Source organism: Streptomyces sp. NRRL S-340 (genome assembly GCF_000720185.1).
Classification (GTDB): Bacteria; Actinomycetota; Actinomycetes; order Streptomycetales; family Streptomycetaceae; genus Streptomyces.
The window spans coordinates 175,729-195,907 of the sequence record NZ_JOIY01000002.1 but is presented as its reverse complement, the minus strand read 5'-3'; the positions used below and the strand labels follow the sequence as shown (position 1 = coordinate 195,907).

Sequence of the window (20,179 nt, the reverse complement as noted above, 5' to 3'; positions counted from 1 at the left end):
ATCATCCGGTCCGTCACCGCCACGACGGCGACAGGGGAGGAAGCCCGGTGCGAATCCGGCGCGGTCCCGCCACTGTGAGCCCGGTTCCCGAAGGAACCGGGTGAGTCAGGAACTCCCTTTCTCCGGCTCTCGGCCCGGCCGAGCAGCGGAGACCCCCATCTGGACACCACCCGGGGCGTGGACACCCCGAGGAAGGCAGGACGCCGTATGTCGCACCCAGCCGGAGACCGGCCGCCGTCCCCGCGGATCCTGCTCCTGTCGACCTCCGACACCGACCTGCTCAGCGCGCGGGCCGCGGGAGGCCCCGTCACGTACCGCTTCGCCAACCCGTCCCGCCTGGCCCTGGCCGACCTCCCGGCCCTCATGGCGCAGGCCGACCTCTTCGTCGTACGCCTGCTCGGCGGCGTCCGCGCCTGGCAGGAGGGCCTGGACCTGCTGCTCGCCGACGGGCGCCCGGTCGTCGTCCTCACCGGCGAACAGGCGCCCGACGCCCAGCTGATGGCCGCCTCCAACGTCCCCGTCGGCATCGCCGCCGAGGCCCACGCCTACCTCGCCCACGGCGGCCCCGCCAACCTGGAGCACCTCGCCCGCTTCCTCTCCGACACCGTCCTGCTCACCGGTCACGGGTTCGACGCGCCCGCGCCCGCCCCGACCTGGGGACCGCTGCCCCGTGAGAGCAGTCCGCCCGCGGACGGCCCCACCGTCGCCGTGCTCTACTACCGCGCCCACCACATGAGCGGCAACACCGCGTTCGTGCACGCGCTGTGCGACGCCGTCGAACAGGCGGGCGGGCGGCCCCTGCCGCTGTACGTCGCCTCCCTGCGCGCCCCGGAACCGGAACTGATCGAGGAACTGCGCGCCGCCGACGCCGTCGTCACCACCGTGCTGGCCGCCGGCGGCACCAGGCCCGCCACCGCCTCCGCGGGCGGCGACGACGAGTCCTGGGACGCGGGCGCGCCCGCCGCCCTGGACGTACCGGTCCTGCAGGCCCTGTGCCTGACCGGCGCACGTTCCGCCTGGGAGGAGAACGACGAGGGCGTCTCCCCGCTGGACGCGGCCGGCCAGATCGCCGTCCCCGAGTTCGACGGCCGGCTGATCACCGTCCCCTTCTCCTTCAAGGAGATCGACGCCGACGGCCTGCCCTCCTACGTCGCCGATCCCGAGCGCGCCGCCCGCGTCGCCGGGATCGCCGTACGCCACGCCCGGCTGCGTCACATCCCGCCCGCCGGCAAGCGCCTCGCCCTGGTCCTGTCCGCCTACCCCACCAAGCACTCCCGCATCGGCAACGCGGTCGGCCTGGACACCCCCGCCAGCGCGGTGGCCCTCCTGCGCCGCCTGCGCGCGGACGGCTACGACCTCGGGGACGGCGACGTCCCCGGGCTGGCCTCCGGCGACGGCGACGAACTGATCCGCGCGCTCATCGAGGCGGGCGGCCACGACCAGGACTGGCTCACCGAGGAACAACTGGCCCGCAACCCGGTGCGCATCCCGGCCGCCGACTACCGCCGCTGGTACGCCACCCTCCCCGGCGAACTGCGCACCGCCGTGGAGGAGCACTGGGGCCCGGCACCCGGCGAGATGTTCGTCGACCGCAGCCGCAACCCCGAGGGCGACATCGTCCTCGCGGCCCTGCGCTTCGGCAACGTGCTGATCCTCATCCAGCCGCCGCGCGGCTTCGGCGAGAACCCCGTCGCCATCTACCACGACCCGGACCTGCCGCCCTCCCACCACTACCTCGCCGCCTACCGCTGGATCGCCGCCGCCCGGGACGAGGGCGGCTTCGGCGCCGACGCGATGATCCACCTCGGCAAGCACGGCAACCTGGAGTGGCTGCCCGGCAAGAACGCCGGACTGTCGGCGTCCTGCGGACCCGACGCGGCCCTCGGCGACCTCCCCCTCATCTATCCCTTCCTGGTCAACGACCCCGGCGAGGGCACCCAGGCCAAGCGCCGCGCCCACGCCACCCTCGTCGACCACCTGGTCCCGCCGATGGCCCGCGCCGACTCCTACGGCGACATCGCCCGCCTGGAACAACTCCTCGACGAACACGCCCAGATCGCCGCCATGGACCCGGCCAAACTCCCGGCGATCCGCGCCCAGATCTGGACGCTCATCCAGGCCGCCCGGCTCGACCACGACCTCGGCCTCCAGGACCGCCCGGACGACGACGGCTTCGACGACTTCCTGCTGCACGTCGACGGCTGGCTCTGCGAGGTCAAGGACGCCCAGATCCGCGACGGCCTGCACGTGCTGGGCGCGGCCCCGCAGGGCGCCCAGCGGGTCGACCTCGTCCTCGCCGTGCTGCGCGCCCGGCAGATCTGGGGCGGCACCACCAGTCTGCCCGGACTGCGCGAGGCCCTGGGCCTGGACGAGTCCGCTCCCACCCGCACGGGCGCGGACGCGGCGGAGGAACAGGCCCGCGCCCTGGTCCAGGCGATGGAGGACGCCGGCTGGGACCCCTCGGCCGTCCCCGCCTCCCATGGCGAACAGGTCCGGGCCGTCCTGGAGTTCGCCGCCCGCGAGGTCGTGCCCCGCCTCGCCGGGACCACCGCCGAGATCGACCACGTCCTGCACGCGCTGGCCGGCGGCGCCGTCCCGGCGGGCCCCTCCGGGTCCCCGCTGCGCGGTCTGGTCAACGTCCTGCCGACCGGCCGCAACTTCTACTCCGTCGACCCGAGGGCCATCCCCTCCCGCCTCGCCTGGGAGACCGGCCAGGCCCTCGCCGACTCCCTCCTGGAGCGCTACCGCACCGACAACGGCGAGTGGCCCGCCTCGGTCGGACTGTCCCTGTGGGGCACCAGCGCCATGCGCACCGCGGGCGACGACGTGGCCGAGGCGCTGGCCCTGCTGGGCGTCCGGCCGGTCTGGGACGACGCCTCCCGCCGCGTCACGGGGCTGGAACCCGTCCCAGCCGAGGAACTGGGCCGTCCCCGCATCGACGTCACCCTGCGCATCTCGGGCTTCTTCCGCGACGCCTTCCCGCACACCGTCGCCCTCCTCGACGACGCCGTACGGCTGGCCGCGAGCCTGGACGAACCGGAGGGGACCAACCACGTCCGGGCGCACGTCCAGGCCGACCTGGCGGCCCACGGCGACGAACGCCGCGCCACCACCCGCATCTTCGGCTCCCGGCCCGGCACCTACGGAGCCGGCCTGCTCCAGCTCATCGACTCACGCGACTGGCGCACGGACGCCGACCTGGCCGAGGTCTACACGGTCTGGGGCGGCTACGCCTACGGCCGAGGCCTGGAGGGCCGCCCGGCCCGCGAGGAGATGGAGACGGCCTACCGGCGCATCACGGTGGCGGCGAAGAACACCGACACCCGTGAGCACGACATCGCCGACTCCGACGACTACTTCCAGTACCACGGCGGCATGGTCGCCGCCGTCCGCGCCCTGCGCGGCACCGCCCCCGAGGCGTACATCGGCGACTCCACCCGCCCCGAGACGGTCCGCACCCGCACCCTGACCGAGGAGACCTCCCGGGTCTTCCGGGCCCGCGTCGTCAACCCCAAGTGGATCGAGGCGATGCGCCGCCACGGCTACAAGGGCGCCTTCGAACTCGCCGCCACGGTGGACTACCTGTTCGGCTACGACGCCACGACCGGCGTGATCGCCGACTGGATGTACGACCGGCTCACCGAGGCGTACGTCCTGGACCCGGTCAACCGCGAGTTCCTGAGCCAGGCCAACCCCTGGGCGCTGCACGGCATCGCCGAACGGCTGCTGGAGGCCGAGTCACGGGGGATGTGGGCGAAGCCCGACCCGGCCGTGCTGGAGCAGCTGCGGCAGGTGTACCTGGAGACGGAGGGACACCTGGAGGGCGAGGACTGACCCCGGCCCGCGACTGCGGTGGGGCGGCCCGATGGCGTGCCCCCGCCCCACCGCGCTCGGGTCCGCGCCGGTGACCGTGCTCCTCCGGGGCCCGGCACGCACCCCCGGGTGCCCGGCCTGGTCGAGGACCGCTCCGGATGTCCCCCGGGGCCACCGGGCCCACGGAACCGACGATCGCCGTCGGCAGGCCGTACGGCATGATCTGTGCGGTGAAAGTGCAGTGGGACCGGGGGAGTTGAGCGAATTGCGTGATCACGTGCCGTTGCCCGCCGGGCTGTCGCTGCGCACCTGGGTGCCCTCCGACGCCCGGGCCGTGCTGCGGGCGTTCGGGGAACCCCTGATGGAGCGGCAGTGCGACGCACCGGTCGCCACGCTCGCGGACGCCGAGCGGTGGATCGAACGGCGGCGCGGCCAGTGGCGCGCTCGGACCGCCTACGCCTTCGCCGTGACCGACGGCGCCGACCGGGCGCTGGGCGGTGTGGCGGTCGGGCGTCCGGACCCGGTCACGGCACCGGGTGGATCTCCTACTGGACCACCTGCGCGGCCCGCGGCCGGGGCGTGGCGACCCACGGCTGCCGGGGGCTCGCACAGTGGTGCTTCGCCGAACTCGGCCTGTTCCGCCTGGAACTGGGGCACCGCACCGACAACCCCGCCTCCTGCCGGGTGGCGTGCGCGGCGGGGTTCACCGCCGAGGGCCTGCAACGGCAGAAACTCGCCTGGGACGGCGTCCGGTACGACGTCGAGACGCACGCCCGGCTCGCGACCGACCCGTACCCGGCGTAGCCGCGAACGGCTCAGCCCGCGCCCGGCGCGGTGGGAGCCCTGCGCCGGAGCGCCCCGGGCACGTGGGCGGGCGGGATGGGGAGGAGCGAGGGCACAGGACGTGGACGGTGCGGCGCCCGGCATGCTCGTGTGAGCCCTGTACGCGCCCCCCGTCCGCGCGGCAAGAATGCGCCGTGCCGGACGGGCGGACGACCGAGGGCCCGGCCGCCCGGCACCCCACTTCCAGGAAGGCAGGTCGGCCGCGGTGCTCTTGCGTCTGCCCACATCCGTGTCCCAAGCGCGGCACTGCGTGGCCGAGGGGGCCGTCCCGGTAGGCGGGGCGACCTTGGTGTGGGCCACCTGGCAACGGGACGGGTTCCCCGAACAGGCCATGTCCCTGCGGGAGTTGCCCGAGGCCAACGTCATCGGCCCGGAGGCACTGGGTGCCGCGGTGGTGCTGCACCGGATCGACGAACGGGTCCCGCAGGTGCTGCGCCGGGCCGCAGCCGGCGTCGGCACCGGGGCCGTGCGCCGCACGGCCACCGTCGGCGGCAACCTCGTGGGCAGTTCGCTGCGCTGCCTGCTGCCCGCCGCCCTCGTCCTGCGGGCCCGTGCCACGGTGCTGGACGCGGAAGGCGTCCGGGAGGCCGGCCTGGCCGAGGTCACGGCCAAGGGGCCCCTCCTCCTCAGCCTCCACTGGCGTACCCCGCTCGCCGGCGCGTACCGCAAACTGCCGGGCGAGGCGGGCGGCCCGCCGCCCCTGGTCGTCGCGTCGGCCCTGCACGCCGAGGCGGGGGGAGGCCGCAGCCTTCACGTCGCCGTCCGCGACGGCTACGACGTACGCGACGACAGCGTCGTGTGCGACGGCGGCGCCGCACCCGCGCTCGACGCCCTGCGGACGACCGCCGCCTTCGGGGACCTGCCCGCCGCCGCCTGGGAGGCGGTCCGCGGCCAGACCACGGACCTCCTCGCCGCAGCCGAGGGCGCGTGACCGGAGGGGCCGACGGGCGCTGTGTGACTGACGGCCGGTGTGACCGACGGGGTGTGCCCCCGGATCCGCACCGGCCGCGCGCCCCCGCGTCCGGCGGCACCCCGCCGCCGGACGCGGGGGCGCGGGGCGCTACCGTCCCGGGGGACCTGTACCGACTCGTCCCCCGGTGGGCGAAGGAGACCGATACGCATGACGGCGGACGCGATGACCGGCATGTCGCTGCCGGCGGGGCACCTGGCGGAGCCGACGGTGGGCGGACTGCTCACCTCGTGGCAGCCGGACGTGCCCGCCCTGGTCCTGGTGGCCGTCCTCGGCGGGCTCTACGGGTGGGGCGTGCTGCGGCTGCGCCGGCGGGGCGGGTCCTGGCCGGTGGCCCGGCTCGCCGCGTTCGTGCTGCTGGGGCTCGGCTCGCTGGTGGTGGCGACGATGTCGGCGCTGGCCGTCTACGACCACGTCCTGTTCTGGCCGGCCGCCGTGCAGAACGTCCTGCTGGACCTGCTCGCGCCGCTCGGTCTCGCCCTCGGTGACCCGCTGCGGCTCGCCGTCGAGGCACTGCCCGAGCCGCGGGCGGCCCGGGTCCGGCGGGCCGTCACCGGCCGGGTCGTGCGCGTGCTGACCTTTCCGCTGGTCAGCACGGCGCTGGTGCTCACCACCGAACTGGTCGTCTACTTCACGCCGTACTTCGCCACCGCACTGCGGGTGGGCTGGCTGCACCAGCTGATGTACCTGCACCTGCTGGCGGCCGGGTGCCTGTTCGTCGTCCCGGTGCTGACCCGGGAGCAGACCCTGCCCGCCTGGTGCACGCACCCGGTCCGTGCCGCGCTCGTCTTCCTGGACGGCCTCGTCGACGCGGTGCCGGGCGTCGTGGTCATGACCCACGGCACGCTGATCGCCGGCGCCTGGTACCTCCACCACGCTCCCGCCTGGGCCCCCGACGTCCGCCACGACCAGCAGGTCGGCGGCGGGGCCATGCTCAGCATCGCGGAACTGGTCGCGCTGCCCTTCCTGCTGGCCGTCCTCGCGCAGTGGGCCCGCGCCGAACGCATCCAGAACGCGGCCCTCGACCGGCGCCTGGACCAGGAGCGGGGCACGGCGGTCGCGACGGCGGGCGTCTCGGCAGCCGGCTCGGCGGACGGTGCCCCGGCACCGCGACCGGCCGCACCGCCCGCGCCCGAGCGGGTGCGCCCCTGGTGGGAGACCGAGCACAACGAGGTGGCCGACCGGATCCGCCGCCAGCACGGCGACCGCTGAGCCGGTACGGCTCCCTCCGCGACGCCGCCGCGGCCGTGAACGACGGACCGCGCGGTCGCCGACCGCCGCGGCGCCGCCGTACGACCCGACCACCGCGGTGACCCCGCTCACGAACCCCTGAAGCTGCCGGATCCCGCGGCGGGGGGCGCCGCGCGCCGAGGGCGGTGAGGGCGCTGAGCGCGGTGCACGAGGGGGGCGACGATCTCCACCTCCGTCCCGGCGGCACCCCTCTCGGCGTCCGCTTCCCCCTCTCGGCGTCCGTCCCCCCTCTCGACGTGCGCCTCTCCTCCCCGTCCGTCCCCCCTCTCGGCGTCCGTCCCCCCTCTCGGTGTGCGCCTCCTCCTCCCGGTCCGTCCCCCGCCTCTCCTCGTCCGTCGCCCGCACAGGCCGTCGTCCTCGTGCCGTTCCCGCCTCGCGCCGTTCCCGCCCCGCCCCTCACCCGATCGGCCCAGCGTCGGCCGGTCGGCCGCGTCGCCGGTGTGCCCGGCTCGCCGGACCGGTGCGGTGGCGCAGCGCGCCGGGCCGGCGCGCGGCGCCGGGTGCGTGCCGGGGGGCGTGCGCCTTGCCCGCGCAGGGCCGTGAAGGCGTCCGGCGGCCCCGGTCCGGCGCGCGCCGGAAAAAGCACCCTTGCACACTGCAAGGGCGGGTACCCGGGGGAGCGTCGGCGGCACGGGCCCGCCACCCCGGCAGCGCCGGCGACCGGCCACGGAGCCGGCAGGCCCGGGTCGCCGGTACGCCCCCGCACGGTCCAGGAAGGCGGTTGCCGCTGATGAGTCGTACACCCCCGCTCGACGCCCCCGCGGTGGACGTCACCGCCCTGGAGGCGGCGCTGCGCGAGTCCGTGGACGCCGAGGTCCGGTTCGACGCCGGGAGCAGAGGCGCGTACGTCACGGACGGCTCCAACTACCGCCAGGTGCCGCTCGGCGTGGTCGTGCCCCGCACCGTGGAGGCGGGCGCGGAGGCGGTCGCGGTGTGCGCCCGGTTCGGCGCCCCGGTCCTCTCCCGCGGCGGCGGCACCAGCCTGGCCGGGCAGTCCACGAACACCGCCGTCGTCATCGACTGGACCAAGTACTGCCACGCGCTGATCTCCGTCGACCCCGACGCCCGCACCTGCGTGGTCGAACCCGGCATCGTCCTGGACGAGCTGAACCGGCGCCTTTCCGACCACCGTCTCCAGTTCGGCCCCAAGCCCTCCACCCACAGCCACTGCGCGCTCGGCGGCATGATCGGCAACAACTCGTGCGGCGCGTCCGCGCAGGCGTACGGGAAGACCGTCGACAACGTGCGCCGGCTGGAGATCCTCACCTACGACGGCCTGCGGACGTGGGTGGGTCCCACCTCCGAGGCCGAGCGGGCGCGGATCGCCGCCGAGGGCGGCCGCAAGGCCGAGATCTACGCCGGCCTCGACCGCATCGCCACCGAGTACCTGGCCGACATCCGGCGCGGCTACCCGAAGATCCCGCGCCGGGTCTCCGGCTACAACCTCGACTCGCTGCTGCCCGAGAACGGCTTCGACGTCGCCCGCGCGCTGGTGGGCAGCGAGGGCACCCTGGTGACGGTCCTGCGGGCCGAACTGGAACTCGTGCCGGTGCCGCCGTACCAGTCGATCCTGGTCCTCGGCTACGAGGACATCTGCCAGGCCGGGGACGACGTCTCCCGGGTGCTCGAACACTGCTCGCCCAGCCAGCTGGAGGCACTGGACGGACGGATGGCGCAGCTGATGCGCGAGGAGGGCGCCTACCTCGACTCCCTGCGCGTCCTGCCGAAGGGCGACAGCTGGCTGCTGGTGCAGTTCGGCGGGGACAGCCAGGAGGCCGTCGACGAGCAGGCGCACGCCCTGCTGCGCGCCCTCGGCCGCAGCGAGAAGGACCCGGACGTGGCCTTCTCCGACGATCCGGAGCGCGAGCAGGAGATGCTCAAGGCCCGCGAGGCGGGGCTCGGCGTGACCGCGCGGCCCCCGGACGACCGGGAGACCTGGGAGGGCTGGGAGGACTCCGCCGTGCCGCCCGAGCGCCTCGGCGACTACCTGCGCGACCTGAAGAAGCTGTTCGAGGAGTTCGACTACGACCACCCCTCGCTGTACGGGCACTTCGGGCAGGGCTGTGTGCACACCCGGATCCCCTTCGGGCTGAAGACGGCCGAGGGCGTCGCCGACTTCCGGCGCTTCCTGGAGCGCGCCGCCGACCTCGTCTCCTCCTACGGCGGCTCGCTGTCGGGCGAGCACGGCGACGGCCAGTCCCGGGGCGAGCTGCTGGTACGGATGTTCGGGCCGCGCCTGGTGACCGCGTTCGGCGAGCTGAAGAGGCTGTTCGACCCGGGCAACCGGATGAACCCGGGCAAGATCGTCGACCCGAACCCGGTCGACGGCCAGCTCCGCCTCGGCGCCGACTGGCGGCCCGCCACACCCGAGACGCACTTCGGGTACCCGGAGGACGACCACTCCTTCACCCGCGCGGTGATGCGCTGCGTCGGCATCGGCAACTGCCGCAGCCACGAGGGCGGCGTGATGTGCCCCTCCTACCGCGCCACCTGGGAGGAGGAGCACTCCACCCGGGGCCGGGCCCGGCTGCTGTTCGAGATGCTCGACGGCCACGCGGACTCCACGGTCACCGACGGCTGGCGCTCCACCGAGGTCAAGGACGCGCTCGACCTCTGCCTGGCCTGCAAGGGCTGCAAGTCGGACTGCCCGGTCAACGTCGACATGGCCACCTACAAGGCCGAGTTCCTCTCGCACCACTACGAGGGCAGGCTGCGCCCGCCCGCCCACTACTCCATGGGCTGGCTGCCGCTGTGGGCCCGCCTCTCCCGCCTCGCCCCCTCCCTGGTCAACACCCTCCTGCACGCCCCCGGCCTGTCCCGGGCGGGCAAGGCGCTGGCCGGGGTGGCCGAGGAGCGGCAGGCCCCCGTGTTCGCCCGGCAGTCCTTCCTCGAGTGGTGGCGGGACCAGGACGCCGAGGAACCCGACCCCGCCGACCCGCGGACCGTCGTGCTGTGGCCCGACACCTTCAGCACCTACTTCCACCCCTCCATCGCGATCTCGGCCGTACGGGTCCTGCGCGACGCGGGCTTCGAGGTCGCCGTCCCCACCGAACCGGTGTGCTGCGGCCTGACCTGGATCTCCACCGGGCAGCTCGACACCGCCAAGAAGGTGCTGCGCCGCTCCCTCGACGTGCTGCGCCCCTACCTGGACGCGAGCACGCCGATCATCGGCCTGGAACCCTCCTGCACGGCCGTCTTCCGCTCCGACGCGACCGAGCTGATGCCCGCCGACCTGGACGTCAAGCGGCTCGCCGGGCAGGTGCGCACCTTCGCCGAGCATCTGGTGCACCACGCGCCCGACGGCTGGCAGCCGCCGAAGCTGGCCCGGCAGGCCACCGTGCAGACCCACTGCCACCAGCACGCGATCATGAAGTTCGACGCGGACCGGGAACTGATGCGCCGCGCCCACCTCGACGCCGACGTCCTGGACGAGGGCTGCTGCGGCCTGGCCGGCAACTTCGGTTTCGAACGCGGCCACCACGAGGTCTCCATGGCCGTCGCGGAACAGGGCGTCCTGCCCGCCGTCCGCGGGGCCGCCCCCGACAGCCTGGTCCTCGCCGACGGCTTCAGCTGCCGCACCCAGATCGAACAGGGCGGCACCGGCCGCCGCGCCCTGCACCTGGCCGAGGTGCTTGCCCTCGGCCTGGACGGGAACCTGCCCCAGGAGCAGCCCGAACGGCTGGCCACCCGGCCCGCCGAACCGTCCCGCGCGGCCCGGTGGGCGGCCACCGCGGGCGCCGCGGCGCTGACCGCGGCGGCCGTCACCGCGGCCGGCCGGACAGCCGTCCGCTCCCTGCGCCGCCCCTGACCGGGCGCGCCCTGACCGAGCCCTGAGAACGCACTCTCCGGAAAGGTTTTCCGCACATGTCGAAGAAAGTCTCCGACCACCTCCTCGAGCGTCTGCGCGACTGGGGTGTGGAGTATGTCTTCGCCTACCCCGGCGACGGCATCAACGGGCTGCTCGCCGCCTGGGGCCGGGCCGACGACAACCCCCGGTTCATCCAGGCCCGGCACGAGGAGATGGCCGCGTTCGAGGCCGTCGGCTACGCCAAGTTCTCCGGCAAGGTCGGCGTGTGCGCGGCCACCTCCGGCCCCGGCGCCATCCACCTGCTCAACGGCCTCTACGACGCCAAGCTCGACCACGTCCCGGTCGTCGCGATCGTCGGCCAGACCAACCGCAGCGCCATGGGCGGCTCCTACCAGCAGGAGGTCGACCTGCTGAGCCTGTACAAGGACGTCGCCTCCGACTTCTGCGAGATGGTCACCGTCCCCGAGCAGCTGCCCAACGTGCTGGACCGGGCGATGCGCACCGCCATGGCCCGCCGCTCGGTGTGCGCCGTGATCATCCCCGCCGACGTGCAGGAACTCGACTACTCGCCGCCCGAGCACGCCTTCAAGATGGTCCCCTCCAGCCTCGGCATGCCGCACTACGCGCCGGTCCCCTCCGACGAGGACCTCACCCGCGCGGCCGAGGTGATCAACGCGGGCGAGAAGGTCGCGATCCTCGTCGGGCAGGGCGCGCGCGGAGCCCGGCAGGAGGTCATGGCGGTGGCCGACCGGCTCAACGCCGGCGTCGCCAAGGCGCTGCTCGGCAAGGACGTGCTGGACGACGAGCTGCCCTACGTCACCGGGTCGATCGGCCTGCTCGGCACCAGGCCGTCGTACGAGATGATGGAGAACTGCGACACGCTGCTCGTCATCGGCTCCTCCTTCCCGTACACCCAGTTCATGCCGGAGTTCGGGCAGGCGCGGGCCGTGCAGATCGACATCGACCCGCACATGGTCGGCCTGCGCTACCCGTTCGAGGTGAACCTCGTGGGCGACGCCCGCGAGACGCTGACCCGGCTGCTGCCGCTGCTCAAGACGAACAAGAACAAGAGCTGGCGCAAGACCATCGAGAAGGACGTCGCGCGGTGGTGGGAGGTGATGCAGCGGCGGGCCGCCGTCGACGCCGAACCCATCAACCCCGAGTACGTCGCGCACGCCCTGAGCGACCTCCTGCCCGACGACGTCATCCTCGCCTCCGACTCCGGCTCCGCCGCCAACTGGTACGCCCGCCACCTCAAGCTGCGCGGCGCCATGCGCGGCTCGCTCTCCGGCACGCTCGCCACGATGGGCCCCGGAGTGCCGTACGTCATCGGCGCCAAGTTCGCGCACGGCGACCGCCCGGCGATCGCCCTGGTCGGCGACGGTGCCATGCAGATGAACGGCATGGCCGAGCTGATCACCATCGCCAAGTACTGGCAGGAGTGGCAGGACCCGCGCCTGATCATCGCCGTCCTCAACAACCAGGACCTCAACCAGGTCACCTGGGAGATGCGCGCCATGGCCGGCGCCCCCCAGTTCCTGCCCTCCCAGTCGATCCCCGACGTCGCCTACGCCGACTTCGCCCGCTCACTGGGCCTGAACGGCATGCGCATCGAGGAACCGGACGGCGTCCGCGGCGCCTGGGAGACGGCGCTCAGCAGCGACAAGCCCTGCGTGCTGGACTTCGTCACCGACCCGGCCGTGCCGCCCATCCCGCCGCACGCCACCCTCGACCAGATCGAGGCCGCCGCGACCTCCGTCCTCAAGGGCGACAGCGACCGCGCCGGCATGGTCCGCCAGGGCTTCAAGGCCAAGGTGCAGGAGTTCCTGCCCGGCGGCCGGCACCGCTCGGACCGGCCGGGCGCCGAGGAGGGCCGGTGAGGCAGGGTCCGGTGACGGCGGGGGCGGGCGCCGCGGTGCCCGCCCCCGCCGCACAGCCCTCCGCGACACACGGTGAGGCCCCGCGGACATGAGCACCACATCCTTCCCCCCGCACGCGCTGCACGACTACGCGCTGCTCGCCGACGGCGAGCGCGGCGCCCTCATCGGCCAGGACGGCGCGGTCAACTGGCTGTGCGCGCCCACCTGGCACGACGACGCCGTCTTCGCCTCCCTCATCGGCGGCCGGGGCGTCTACGCCGTCACCCCGCGCGGCCGGTACGTCCCCGGCGGCTACTACGAGGAGGGCACCCTGATCCGGCGCAGCCGCTGGATCACCACCGACGGGGTGATCGAGTGCCGCGAGGCGCTCGCCTTCCCCGGCGAGCGGGACCGCCTCGTCCTGCTGCGCCGCCTGATGGCCGTCGACGGCACCGCGCACGTGCGCGTCGTCCTGGACGCGCACGCCGACTACGGCCGCGCCCCGTCCGCCGTCCCGCACCGGGACGACGACGGCGTCTGGCACGTCAACTCCGGCCGCCACCGGCTGCGCTGGCAGGGCGCCCCGGCGGCGACCGTCCGCGCCGAGGGCCTGACCGCCGACCTGGTCCTGGCACCCGGCGAGCACCACGACCTGGTCCTCGAGTGCTCCGACGCGCCGCTGCCCCGCACCCCGCCCCGGGCCGGCCACGCCTGGGCCGCCACCGAACAGGCCTGGCGGGGCAGCGTGCCCGCCCTGGACCGGACCGTCGCCCCGGGCGACGCCCGCCGCGCCTACGCCGTGCTGCGCGGGCTGACCACGCACGGCGGCGGCATGGTCGCCGCGGCCACCACCAGCCTGCCCGAACGCGCCGAGGCGGGCCGCAACTACGACTACCGGTACGTGTGGATCCGCGACCAGAGCCTGGCCGGGCAGGCGGCTGCCGCCGCGGACGCCCCCGAACTCCTGGACGCCGCCGTCCGCTTCGTGCGCGAACGGCTGCTGGACGACGGCCCCGGCCTCGCCCCCGCCTACACCGTGCACGGCCGGCCGGTCCCCGGCCAGCGCGAGCTGGACCTGCCCGGCTACCCCGGCGGCTCCAGCCGGATCGGCAACCACGTCGAGAAGCAGTTCCAGCTCGACTGCTTCGGCGAGGCGCTGCTGCTGTTCGCCGCCGCCGAACGCGCCGGCCGCCTCGACACCGACGGACAGCGGGCCGCCGAGGTCGCGGTCCGGGCGATCGCCGAACGCTGGCGGGAACCCGACGCCGGCATCTGGGAACTGGACCCCGAGCACTGGACCCACAGCCGGCTCACCTGCGTCGCCGGACTGCGCGCCCTGGCCGCGGCGGCACCGCGCACCGCGGCAACCGGCACCTGCGACCGGCTCGCCGACACCCTGCTCGCCCACACCGCCGCCACCAGCGTGCACCCCGACGGCCACTGGCAGCGCACCCCCGACGACCCCAAGGCCGACGCCGCGCTGCTGCTGCCCCCGCTGCGCGGCGCCCTGCCCGCCGACGACCCCCGCACCCGCGCCACCCTCGCCGCCTGCCGCGACCAGCTCGCCCAGGACCACTACATGTACCGCTTCCGGCACGACGACCGGCCCCTGGAGGAGGCCGAGGGAGCCTTCCTGCTGTGCGGGTTCGCCATGGCGCTCGCCGAGCACCAGCAGGGCAACGAGACCGACGCCTACCGCTGGTTCGAACGCAACCGCGGCGCCTGCGGATCGTCGGGACTGTACGCGGAGGAGTTCGACGTCGCCCAGCGGCAGCTGCGCGGCAATCTCCCCCAGGCCTTCGTCCACGCCCTGCTGCTGGAGGCCGCCGCCCGCCTCCCCAAGGAACCGAGTTCACCGGCACACACCGCCGGGTAAGGAGCCCACCCATGCCCCAGACCGTCGTCATCACCGGTGCCAGCGCCGGCATCGGCCGCGCCACCGCCCGCCTGTACGGCAGGCGCGGTGCCAACGTCGTGCTGCTGGCCCGCGGCCGGGCCGGCCTGGACGCCGCCGCCCAGGAGATCGAGGCGCTCGGCGGCCGGCCCCTCGTCCAGGTCACCGACACCTCCGACGCCGGGCAGGTCGAAGCCGCCGCCGACGCCGCCGAGGAGGCCTTCGGCCCCATCGACGTATGGATCAACTGCGCGTTCAGCAGCGTCTTCGCCCCGTTCGACGAGATCACCGCCGAGGAGTACGAGCGGGTGACCCGGGTGACGTACCTGGGCTTCGTCAACGGCACCCGGGCCGCGCTGAAACGGATGCTGCCCCGCGACCGCGGCACCATCGTGCAGGTCGGCTCCGCGCTCGGGGAGCGGGCCATCCCGCTGCAGTCGGCGTACTGCGGCGCCAAACACGCCATCAACGGCTTCACCTCCTCGCTGCGCACCGAACTCCTGCACCGCGGCAGCAAGGTCCGGGTGACCGTCGCCCAGATGCCGGCCGTCAACACCCCGCAGTTCTCCTGGGTCCGCTCCCGGCTGCCCAAGCACCCCATGCCGGTGCCGCCGATCTACCAGCCGGAGGTCGCCGCCCGCGGGGTCGTGCACGCCGCCGACCACCCCGGCCGCAAGCAGTACTACATCGGCGCCAGCACCGTGGCGACCGTCTGGGCCAACCGGCTCGCCCCCGCCCTCCTCGACCGCTACCTGGCCCGCACCGGCTTCGACTCCCAGCAGACCGACCAGGTGCCGCCGACCGGCGAGAGCAACCTCTTCGAACCGCTGGACCGGCCCGGGGGCGACGACCGCGGCGCCCACGGCGCCTTCGACGACTCGGCGCACAGCCGCTCCCTGGAAGCCGCCCTGGCCCGCCACCCCGCCGCCGTCGCCTCCGTGATCGCCGTCGGCGCCGTCGGTGCCGTGGCCGCGAGGGCGGCGCTGGGCAGGGGCGCCCGCTCCGCCGCCGCGTGAGGAGACCGCGATGACCCTGACCGAACGCCCGCACCGCCTCCTCGACGAGGCGACCGACATCGTGGCCATCGTGGGCGGGGTGACCCGCGACCGGGCCCGTGCCGTGCTGCACGCGATGGCAGCGCACACCCGCATCAAGGAGCAGCACGTGGCCGAACTCGTCGTCGAATGGGCGACGTCGGGACGGCTGCCGGCCGACCTGCTGCGCGAGCTGAGACACCAGCTCGACACCGGGCGCGGCGCCCCGGCCCCCGGAGCGGCCCGCTGACAGGAGGGCGGGGCGCGAGGGGACGGGACCTTGGGGCAATCCCTGCCGGGCGCCGTTGTCCTCTGCAATGATGCTCCGCGCCTGATCGTTTCCGCCCGTCCGGGCGGAGCGGCGGAAGGGGGACACCATGGCACAGCGTGACACCGACCGGGGACGGGCCCGATCCGGTGGCCGCTTCGGGCAGGCCGCGCTCGACCGTGAGGCCGAGGAGCTGAGCGTGGCCGTGATGGCCGCGTCCCGGCTGTTCGTGGCGATCTCCGCCCGCGCCCTGGCGTCCACCGCGGACTCGCTGACCCTGCCCCAGCTGCGGGCGCTGGTGGTGCTGGACACCTGCGGACCGGTCAAGCTGGTCGTGCTCGCCGCCACCCTCGGCGTCAACCCGTCCACCGCGCTGCGCATGGTGGAACGCCTGGAGGCGCTCGACCTCGTCGACCGCAGGACCAACCCGGCCAACCGGCGCGAGGTCGTGCTGAGCCTGACCGGCGGCGGCCACGAACTGGTCACCCGGGTCCTCGCCCAGCGCCGCGCCGAGATCCGCCGCCTGGTGCAGCGGCTGCCCGCCCAGGAACGCGCCGCGCTGATCCCCGCCCTGCACGCCCTGACGGCGGCGGCGGGGGAGACGGCGGTGGACGCCAAGGACGACGCGCGCAGGGACCGCGGCATCGTGGACGACACCCTGGACCCGGCCGCCCCGCCGGACACGTGAGCCCGGCTCACCGACGCGGACGTCCCGCGCTCCCGGCCGAGCCAGTCCCCTCCCGCGACCGCACGGCAACCGCCGCCGCTGCCGTGGAGTCCGGTCACCCGGTACCCGGCGCTACCCCCGGACGGGTCACCACAACGAGCCGACCCGGTGGAGCACCCGCTGCAATGGACGGGTGACCGCGCCCCCGGACGACTGCCTCGCGCGCAACGAATGGATCTGCGGTGCCTACCTGAGCACCCGGCGGCACGTGCTGCTCGACGCCGTGCTCCAGCACCTGCGCCTGACCGCCCTGGCCGTGCTCGTCGGGCTCGTCGTCGCTCTCCCGCTGGCCGTGCTCGCCCGCCGCCTGCGCTGGACGGCGGCCCCCGTGCTGGCCCTGACCACCGTCCTCTACACCATCCCCTCACTGGCCATGTTCTCCCTGCTCCTGCCCCTGTACGGCCTGTCGGCCGCCCTCGTCGTCGCGGGCCTGGCGCTGTACTCGCTCACCGTGCTCGTCCGCAACCTCCTCGCCGGACTGCGCGCGGTGCCCGAGGAGATCCGGCAGGCGGCCCGCGGCATGGGGTACGGTCCCGTCCGGCTGCTGCTCGCCGTCGAACTGCCGCTCGCCCTGCCCGCCGCGATGGCCGGGCTGCGCATCGCCACCGTGTCGGCGGTCTCCCTGGTCACCGTGGGCGCGATCGTCGGCTTCGGCGGCCTCGGCAACCTCATCTACGCCGGCATGAACACCTACTTCAGGGCCCAGGTGCTCACCGCCTCCGTGCTGTGCGTGGTGATCGCCGTCGCCGCCGACCTGCTCCTGCTCGGCGTCCAGCGGGCAATCACCCCCTGGACCCGGGCGGCGCGCCCGTGACCCGCGCGGCGGGGGAGGGGGCACCGCCCCCATGAGCACCCTCACCGACGCCTGGAGATGGCTCACCGACCCCGCGCACTGGACGGGCGAGGACGGCATCGCGCACCGCCTGCTCCAGCACCTGCTGCTCACCGTCGTCTGTCTGGCCGTCAGCTGCCTGATCGCCCTGCCGGTCGCGCTCGTCCTCGGCCACCTCGGCAAGGGCGGCGCCCTCGCCGTCAACATCTCCAACGCCGGCCGCGCCGTGCCCACCTTCGCCGTCCTCGTCCTGCTGCTGCTCACCCCGGTCGGCCGGTGGGGCGAGGGACCCACGGTCGTGGCCCTCGTCCTGTTCGCGGTGCCACCGCTGCTGACCAATGCCTACGTCGGCATGCGGGAGGTGGACCGCGACGTCGTGCGGGCGGCGCGCGGCATGGGGATGACCGGCGGCCAGACCCTGCTGCGCGTCGAACTGCCCCTGGCGCTCCCGATGGTCCTGAACGGGGTGCGCATCGCCGCCGTGCAACTCGTCGCCACGGCCACCATCGCCGCCCTGGCCGGCGGCGGCGGCCTCGGCCGGATCATCACGGCCGGCTTCAACCTGGCCGACACACCGCAGGTGGTGGCGGGCGCCGCCCTCGTCGCCGCGTTCGCCCTGGCCGTCGAGGCCGCCTTCGAGGCCGCCGGGCGGCTGGCTCCCCGACGCGGCCGGGGCGGCACCCGGTGACAGCCCCCGCCGTACGCCCGTCGGCCCTGCTGCTCCTGCTGCTCCTGCTCGGCCCGCTCGCCGCCTGCGCCACCGGCCCGTCCCTGGAGGACCGCGGCCGGGTCACCGCACCGCCCGGCGACAGCAGGCACCTGACCGTCGGGTCCGCCGGCTTCACCGAGAGCGACCTGCTCGCGCAGATGTACGCCCTGCTCCTGGACCAGGCCGGGTACACGACGTCCCTGATCACCGTCGCCAACCGCGAGCTGTACGAACCATCCCTGGAGTCCGGCCGGATCGACGTCGTCCCCGAGTACGCGGCCACCTTCGCGGACTGGCTGAACGCCAGGACCCACGGCGCCGACGCGCCCCCGGCCGGCTCGCCCGACCTCGCCGCCACCATGAAGGCCCTGCGCGCGCTGGCCGCCCCCCGCGGCCTGGCCGTCCTCGGCCCCGGCCGGGCCGTCGACCAGAACGCCTTCGCGGTGAGCCGCGCCTACGCCCGCGCGCACGGCCTGAAGACCCTCGGCGACCTCGGCGCCTCGGGCCTGAAGGTGCGGCTCGCCGCGGGCGACGAGTGCGTGCGGCGGCCGTACTGCGCACCGGGCCTGAAGAAGACGTACGGCATCGACGTCACCGGCGTCGACCCCAAGGGCGTCGGCACCGTCCCCGCGAAACAGGCGGTGGCGAGCGGACGCGACCAACTGGTGCTGACCACGACCACGGACGCCACCCTGGACGCCTTCGGTCTCGTCCTCCTCGCCGACGACAAGCACCTGCAGAACGCCGACTACGTCGTCCCCGTCGTGAACCGCGCCCGCGCCGGGGGCCGGGCGGTGACCGAGGTGCTCGGCAGGCTCAACGCCGTCCTCACCACCGCCGACCTCGCCGCGCTGAACCAGCGGGTCGACGGCTGGCGCCGCCTGTCCTCCGACGTGGCCCGCGCCTACCTGAAGGAGAAGGGCCTGCTGAAGTGACCCGCGCGGACGTCTTCGACGCGCCCGGCGTGACCGGTGCGCGCAGCCGCCCCGGCTCGCCGCCCGGCGCGCGGGTCAGGCGTCCGCCACCGAGTCGAAGCCGACCTGCCCGCGCGGCACCCCGCGCGCGTCCGCGTCCACCGAACGGCGCAGCGCCTCGTGCAGCTTCGCCGGAGTCAGCACGCCGAGGAAACGCGCACCGTCCAGCACGGCGACCCAGCCCGCGTCGTGCTGGAGCATCACCCCGAAGGCCTGTTTCAGCGGGGCGCCCACCGGCACCCACGCGTTCATCCGGTGCGCCAGGTCACCGACCGCGCCGCCCGCGCCCAGCGCCTCCAGACCCACCCAGCCGTGCAGGTCTCCGAAGGTGTCGAGGACCACCGCCCAGCGGGCGCCCGCGGCCCGCAGCCGCCCGGCCGCGCGCTCGGCCGGCTCGTCGAGCCGGGCGATCGGCGGCTGCTCCAGATCGCCTTGTTCGACCGCCGTCACCGACATCCTCTTCAGACCGCGGTCGGCGCCCACGAACGAGGCGACGTACCCGTTCGCCGGAGTGCCCAGCACCGCGGCGGGCGTGTCGAACTGCTCGATGCGCCCCTGCCCGTACACGGCAATGCGGTCGCCGAGCCGCACCGCCTCCTCGATGTCGTGCGTGACCAGGAGCACCGTCTTGCGCACCGCGGCCTGCATGCGCAGGAACTCGTCCTGCAACTGCTCGCGCACCACCGGGTCCACCGCCCCGAACGGCTCGTCCATCAGCAGCACCGGCGGGTCCGCGGCCAGCGCCCGCGCCACCCCGACCCGCTGGCGCTGCCCGCCCGAGAGCTGCTCCGGGTAGCGCGGCCCGTACGTAGCCGGGTCCAGTCCCACCAGCTCCAGCAGCTCGGCGGCCCGCGCCCGCGCCCTCGCCCGCTTCCAGCCCAGCAGCGCGGGCACGGTCGCGGTGTTGTCGAGGACCGTGCGGTGCGGGAAGAGACCGACCTGCTGGATGACGTAGCCGATCCGGCGGCGCAGCCGTACCGGGTCGACGGCGGCGACGTCCTCGCCGTCCACGAGGACGCGGCCCGAGGTCGGTTCGACGAGCCGGTTGACCATCATCATGGTGGTGGTCTTGCCGCACCCGGACGGCCCGACCAGGGTGACGAGTTCGCCCTCGGCCACCTCCAGGTCGAGGCCGTCCACGGCCGTGGTCCCGTCCGGGTACCGCTTGGTGACCTGCTCGAACCGGATCATGCTTTC

General features: G+C 74.6%; 13 protein-coding genes, 1 pseudogene and 1 riboswitch. Of the genes and pseudogenes, 13 read left to right on the top strand and 1 reads right to left on the bottom strand.

Going from position 1 to position 20,179, the window contains the following annotated elements; translation table 11 throughout:
• The first annotated feature begins 36 nt into the window (after positions 1-36).
• Positions 37-115, top strand: a riboswitch (cobalamin riboswitch).
• 92 nt (positions 116-207) lie between these two features.
• From cobN to IG64_RS02085, 13 genes and pseudogenes are all read left to right on the top strand, one after another.
• Positions 208-3,834, top strand: a complete 3,627-nt coding sequence (gene cobN, locus IG64_RS02145; RefSeq protein WP_037851245.1) for a cobaltochelatase subunit CobN — start codon at positions 208-210, stop codon at positions 3,832-3,834.
• Positions 3,835-4,069: 235 nt separating this feature from the next.
• Positions 4,070-4,617, top strand: a pseudogene (locus IG64_RS41865) (GNAT family N-acetyltransferase).
• A 244-nt stretch (positions 4,618-4,861) separates the two neighbouring features.
• A complete protein-coding gene (locus IG64_RS02135) occupies positions 4,862-5,587 on the top strand; it encodes an FAD binding domain-containing protein (RefSeq protein ID WP_037851243.1) in 726 nt (241 codons plus the stop codon).
• Between the two features lie 189 nt (positions 5,588-5,776).
• Positions 5,777-6,838: a cytochrome c oxidase assembly protein gene (locus IG64_RS02130; RefSeq protein ID WP_078883721.1), complete on the top strand. Its 1,062-nt coding sequence runs from the start codon at positions 5,777-5,779 to the stop codon at positions 6,836-6,838.
• 769 nt (positions 6,839-7,607) lie between these two features.
• Positions 7,608-10,685: an FAD-binding and (Fe-S)-binding domain-containing protein gene (locus IG64_RS02125; RefSeq protein WP_037851241.1), complete on the top strand. Its 3,078-nt coding sequence runs from the start codon at positions 7,608-7,610 to the stop codon at positions 10,683-10,685.
• Between the two features lie 56 nt (positions 10,686-10,741).
• A complete protein-coding gene (locus IG64_RS02120; RefSeq protein WP_037851238.1) occupies positions 10,742-12,565 on the top strand; it encodes a thiamine pyrophosphate-requiring protein in 1,824 nt (607 codons plus the stop codon).
• Positions 12,566-12,653: 88 nt separating this feature from the next.
• Positions 12,654-14,420 carry a glycoside hydrolase family 15 protein gene (locus IG64_RS02115; protein ID WP_037851237.1) on the top strand — a complete coding sequence of 589 codons (1,767 nt, stop codon included), beginning with the start codon at positions 12,654-12,656 and terminating at the stop codon, positions 14,418-14,420.
• 11 nt (positions 14,421-14,431) lie between these two features.
• Positions 14,432-15,454, top strand: coding sequence for an SDR family oxidoreductase (locus IG64_RS02110; RefSeq protein ID WP_037851235.1), 1,023 nt, complete (start codon positions 14,432-14,434; stop codon positions 15,452-15,454).
• A 10-nt stretch (positions 15,455-15,464) separates the two neighbouring features.
• Positions 15,465-15,722 (top strand): hypothetical protein, encoded by a 258-nt coding sequence (locus IG64_RS02105; RefSeq protein ID WP_037851233.1) that lies wholly within the window; start codon positions 15,465-15,467, stop codon positions 15,720-15,722.
• Between the two features lie 127 nt (positions 15,723-15,849).
• Positions 15,850-16,428, top strand: coding sequence for a MarR family winged helix-turn-helix transcriptional regulator (locus IG64_RS02100; RefSeq protein WP_037851231.1), 579 nt, complete (start codon positions 15,850-15,852; stop codon positions 16,426-16,428).
• A 172-nt stretch (positions 16,429-16,600) separates the two neighbouring features.
• On the top strand, positions 16,601-17,281 hold the full coding sequence (locus tag IG64_RS02095; RefSeq protein ID WP_037851229.1) for an ABC transporter permease: 681 nt from the start codon (positions 16,601-16,603) through the stop codon (positions 17,279-17,281).
• 31 nt (positions 17,282-17,312) lie between these two features.
• Positions 17,313-17,987 carry an ABC transporter permease gene (locus IG64_RS02090; protein ID WP_037851227.1) on the top strand — a complete coding sequence of 225 codons (675 nt, stop codon included), beginning with the start codon at positions 17,313-17,315 and terminating at the stop codon, positions 17,985-17,987.
• On the top strand, positions 17,984-18,943 hold the full coding sequence (locus IG64_RS02085) for an ABC transporter substrate-binding protein (RefSeq protein WP_199811483.1): 960 nt from the start codon (positions 17,984-17,986) through the stop codon (positions 18,941-18,943). Before IG64_RS02090 ends, IG64_RS02085 begins: the two co-directional genes overlap by 4 nt.
• Positions 18,944-19,018: 75 nt before the next feature.
• Here IG64_RS02085 and IG64_RS02080 read toward each other — a convergent pair whose 3' ends face one another.
• On the bottom strand, positions 19,019-20,173 hold the full coding sequence (locus IG64_RS02080) for an ABC transporter ATP-binding protein (RefSeq protein WP_037851226.1): 1,155 nt from the start codon (positions 20,171-20,173) through the stop codon (positions 19,019-19,021).
• Between the last annotated feature and the right edge of the window lie 6 nt (positions 20,174-20,179).

What these genes read in the sequence shown, in the direction of transcription:
- cobN (WP_037851245.1), top strand. Translation starts at nt 208, where the DNA reads ATGTCGCACCCAGCCGGAGACCGGCCGCCGTCCCCGCGGATCCTGCTC.
- IG64_RS02130 (WP_078883721.1), top strand. Translation starts at nt 5,777, where the DNA reads ATGACGGCGGACGCGATGACCGGCATGTCGCTGCCGGCGGGGCACCTG.
- IG64_RS02125 (WP_037851241.1), top strand. Translation starts at nt 7,608, where the DNA reads ATGAGTCGTACACCCCCGCTCGACGCCCCCGCGGTGGACGTCACCGCC.
- IG64_RS02120 (WP_037851238.1), top strand. Translation starts at nt 10,742, where the DNA reads ATGTCGAAGAAAGTCTCCGACCACCTCCTCGAGCGTCTGCGCGACTGG.
- IG64_RS02115 (WP_037851237.1), top strand. Translation starts at nt 12,654, where the DNA reads ATGAGCACCACATCCTTCCCCCCGCACGCGCTGCACGACTACGCGCTG.
- IG64_RS02110 (WP_037851235.1), top strand. Translation starts at nt 14,432, where the DNA reads ATGCCCCAGACCGTCGTCATCACCGGTGCCAGCGCCGGCATCGGCCGC.
- IG64_RS02105 (WP_037851233.1), top strand. Translation starts at nt 15,465, where the DNA reads ATGACCCTGACCGAACGCCCGCACCGCCTCCTCGACGAGGCGACCGAC.
- IG64_RS02100 (WP_037851231.1), top strand. Translation starts at nt 15,850, where the DNA reads ATGGCACAGCGTGACACCGACCGGGGACGGGCCCGATCCGGTGGCCGC.
- IG64_RS02090 (WP_037851227.1), top strand. Translation starts at nt 17,313, where the DNA reads ATGAGCACCCTCACCGACGCCTGGAGATGGCTCACCGACCCCGCGCAC.
- IG64_RS02080 (WP_037851226.1), bottom strand. Translation starts at nt 20,173, where the DNA reads ATGATCCGGTTCGAGCAGGTCACCAAGCGGTACCCGGACGGGACCACG.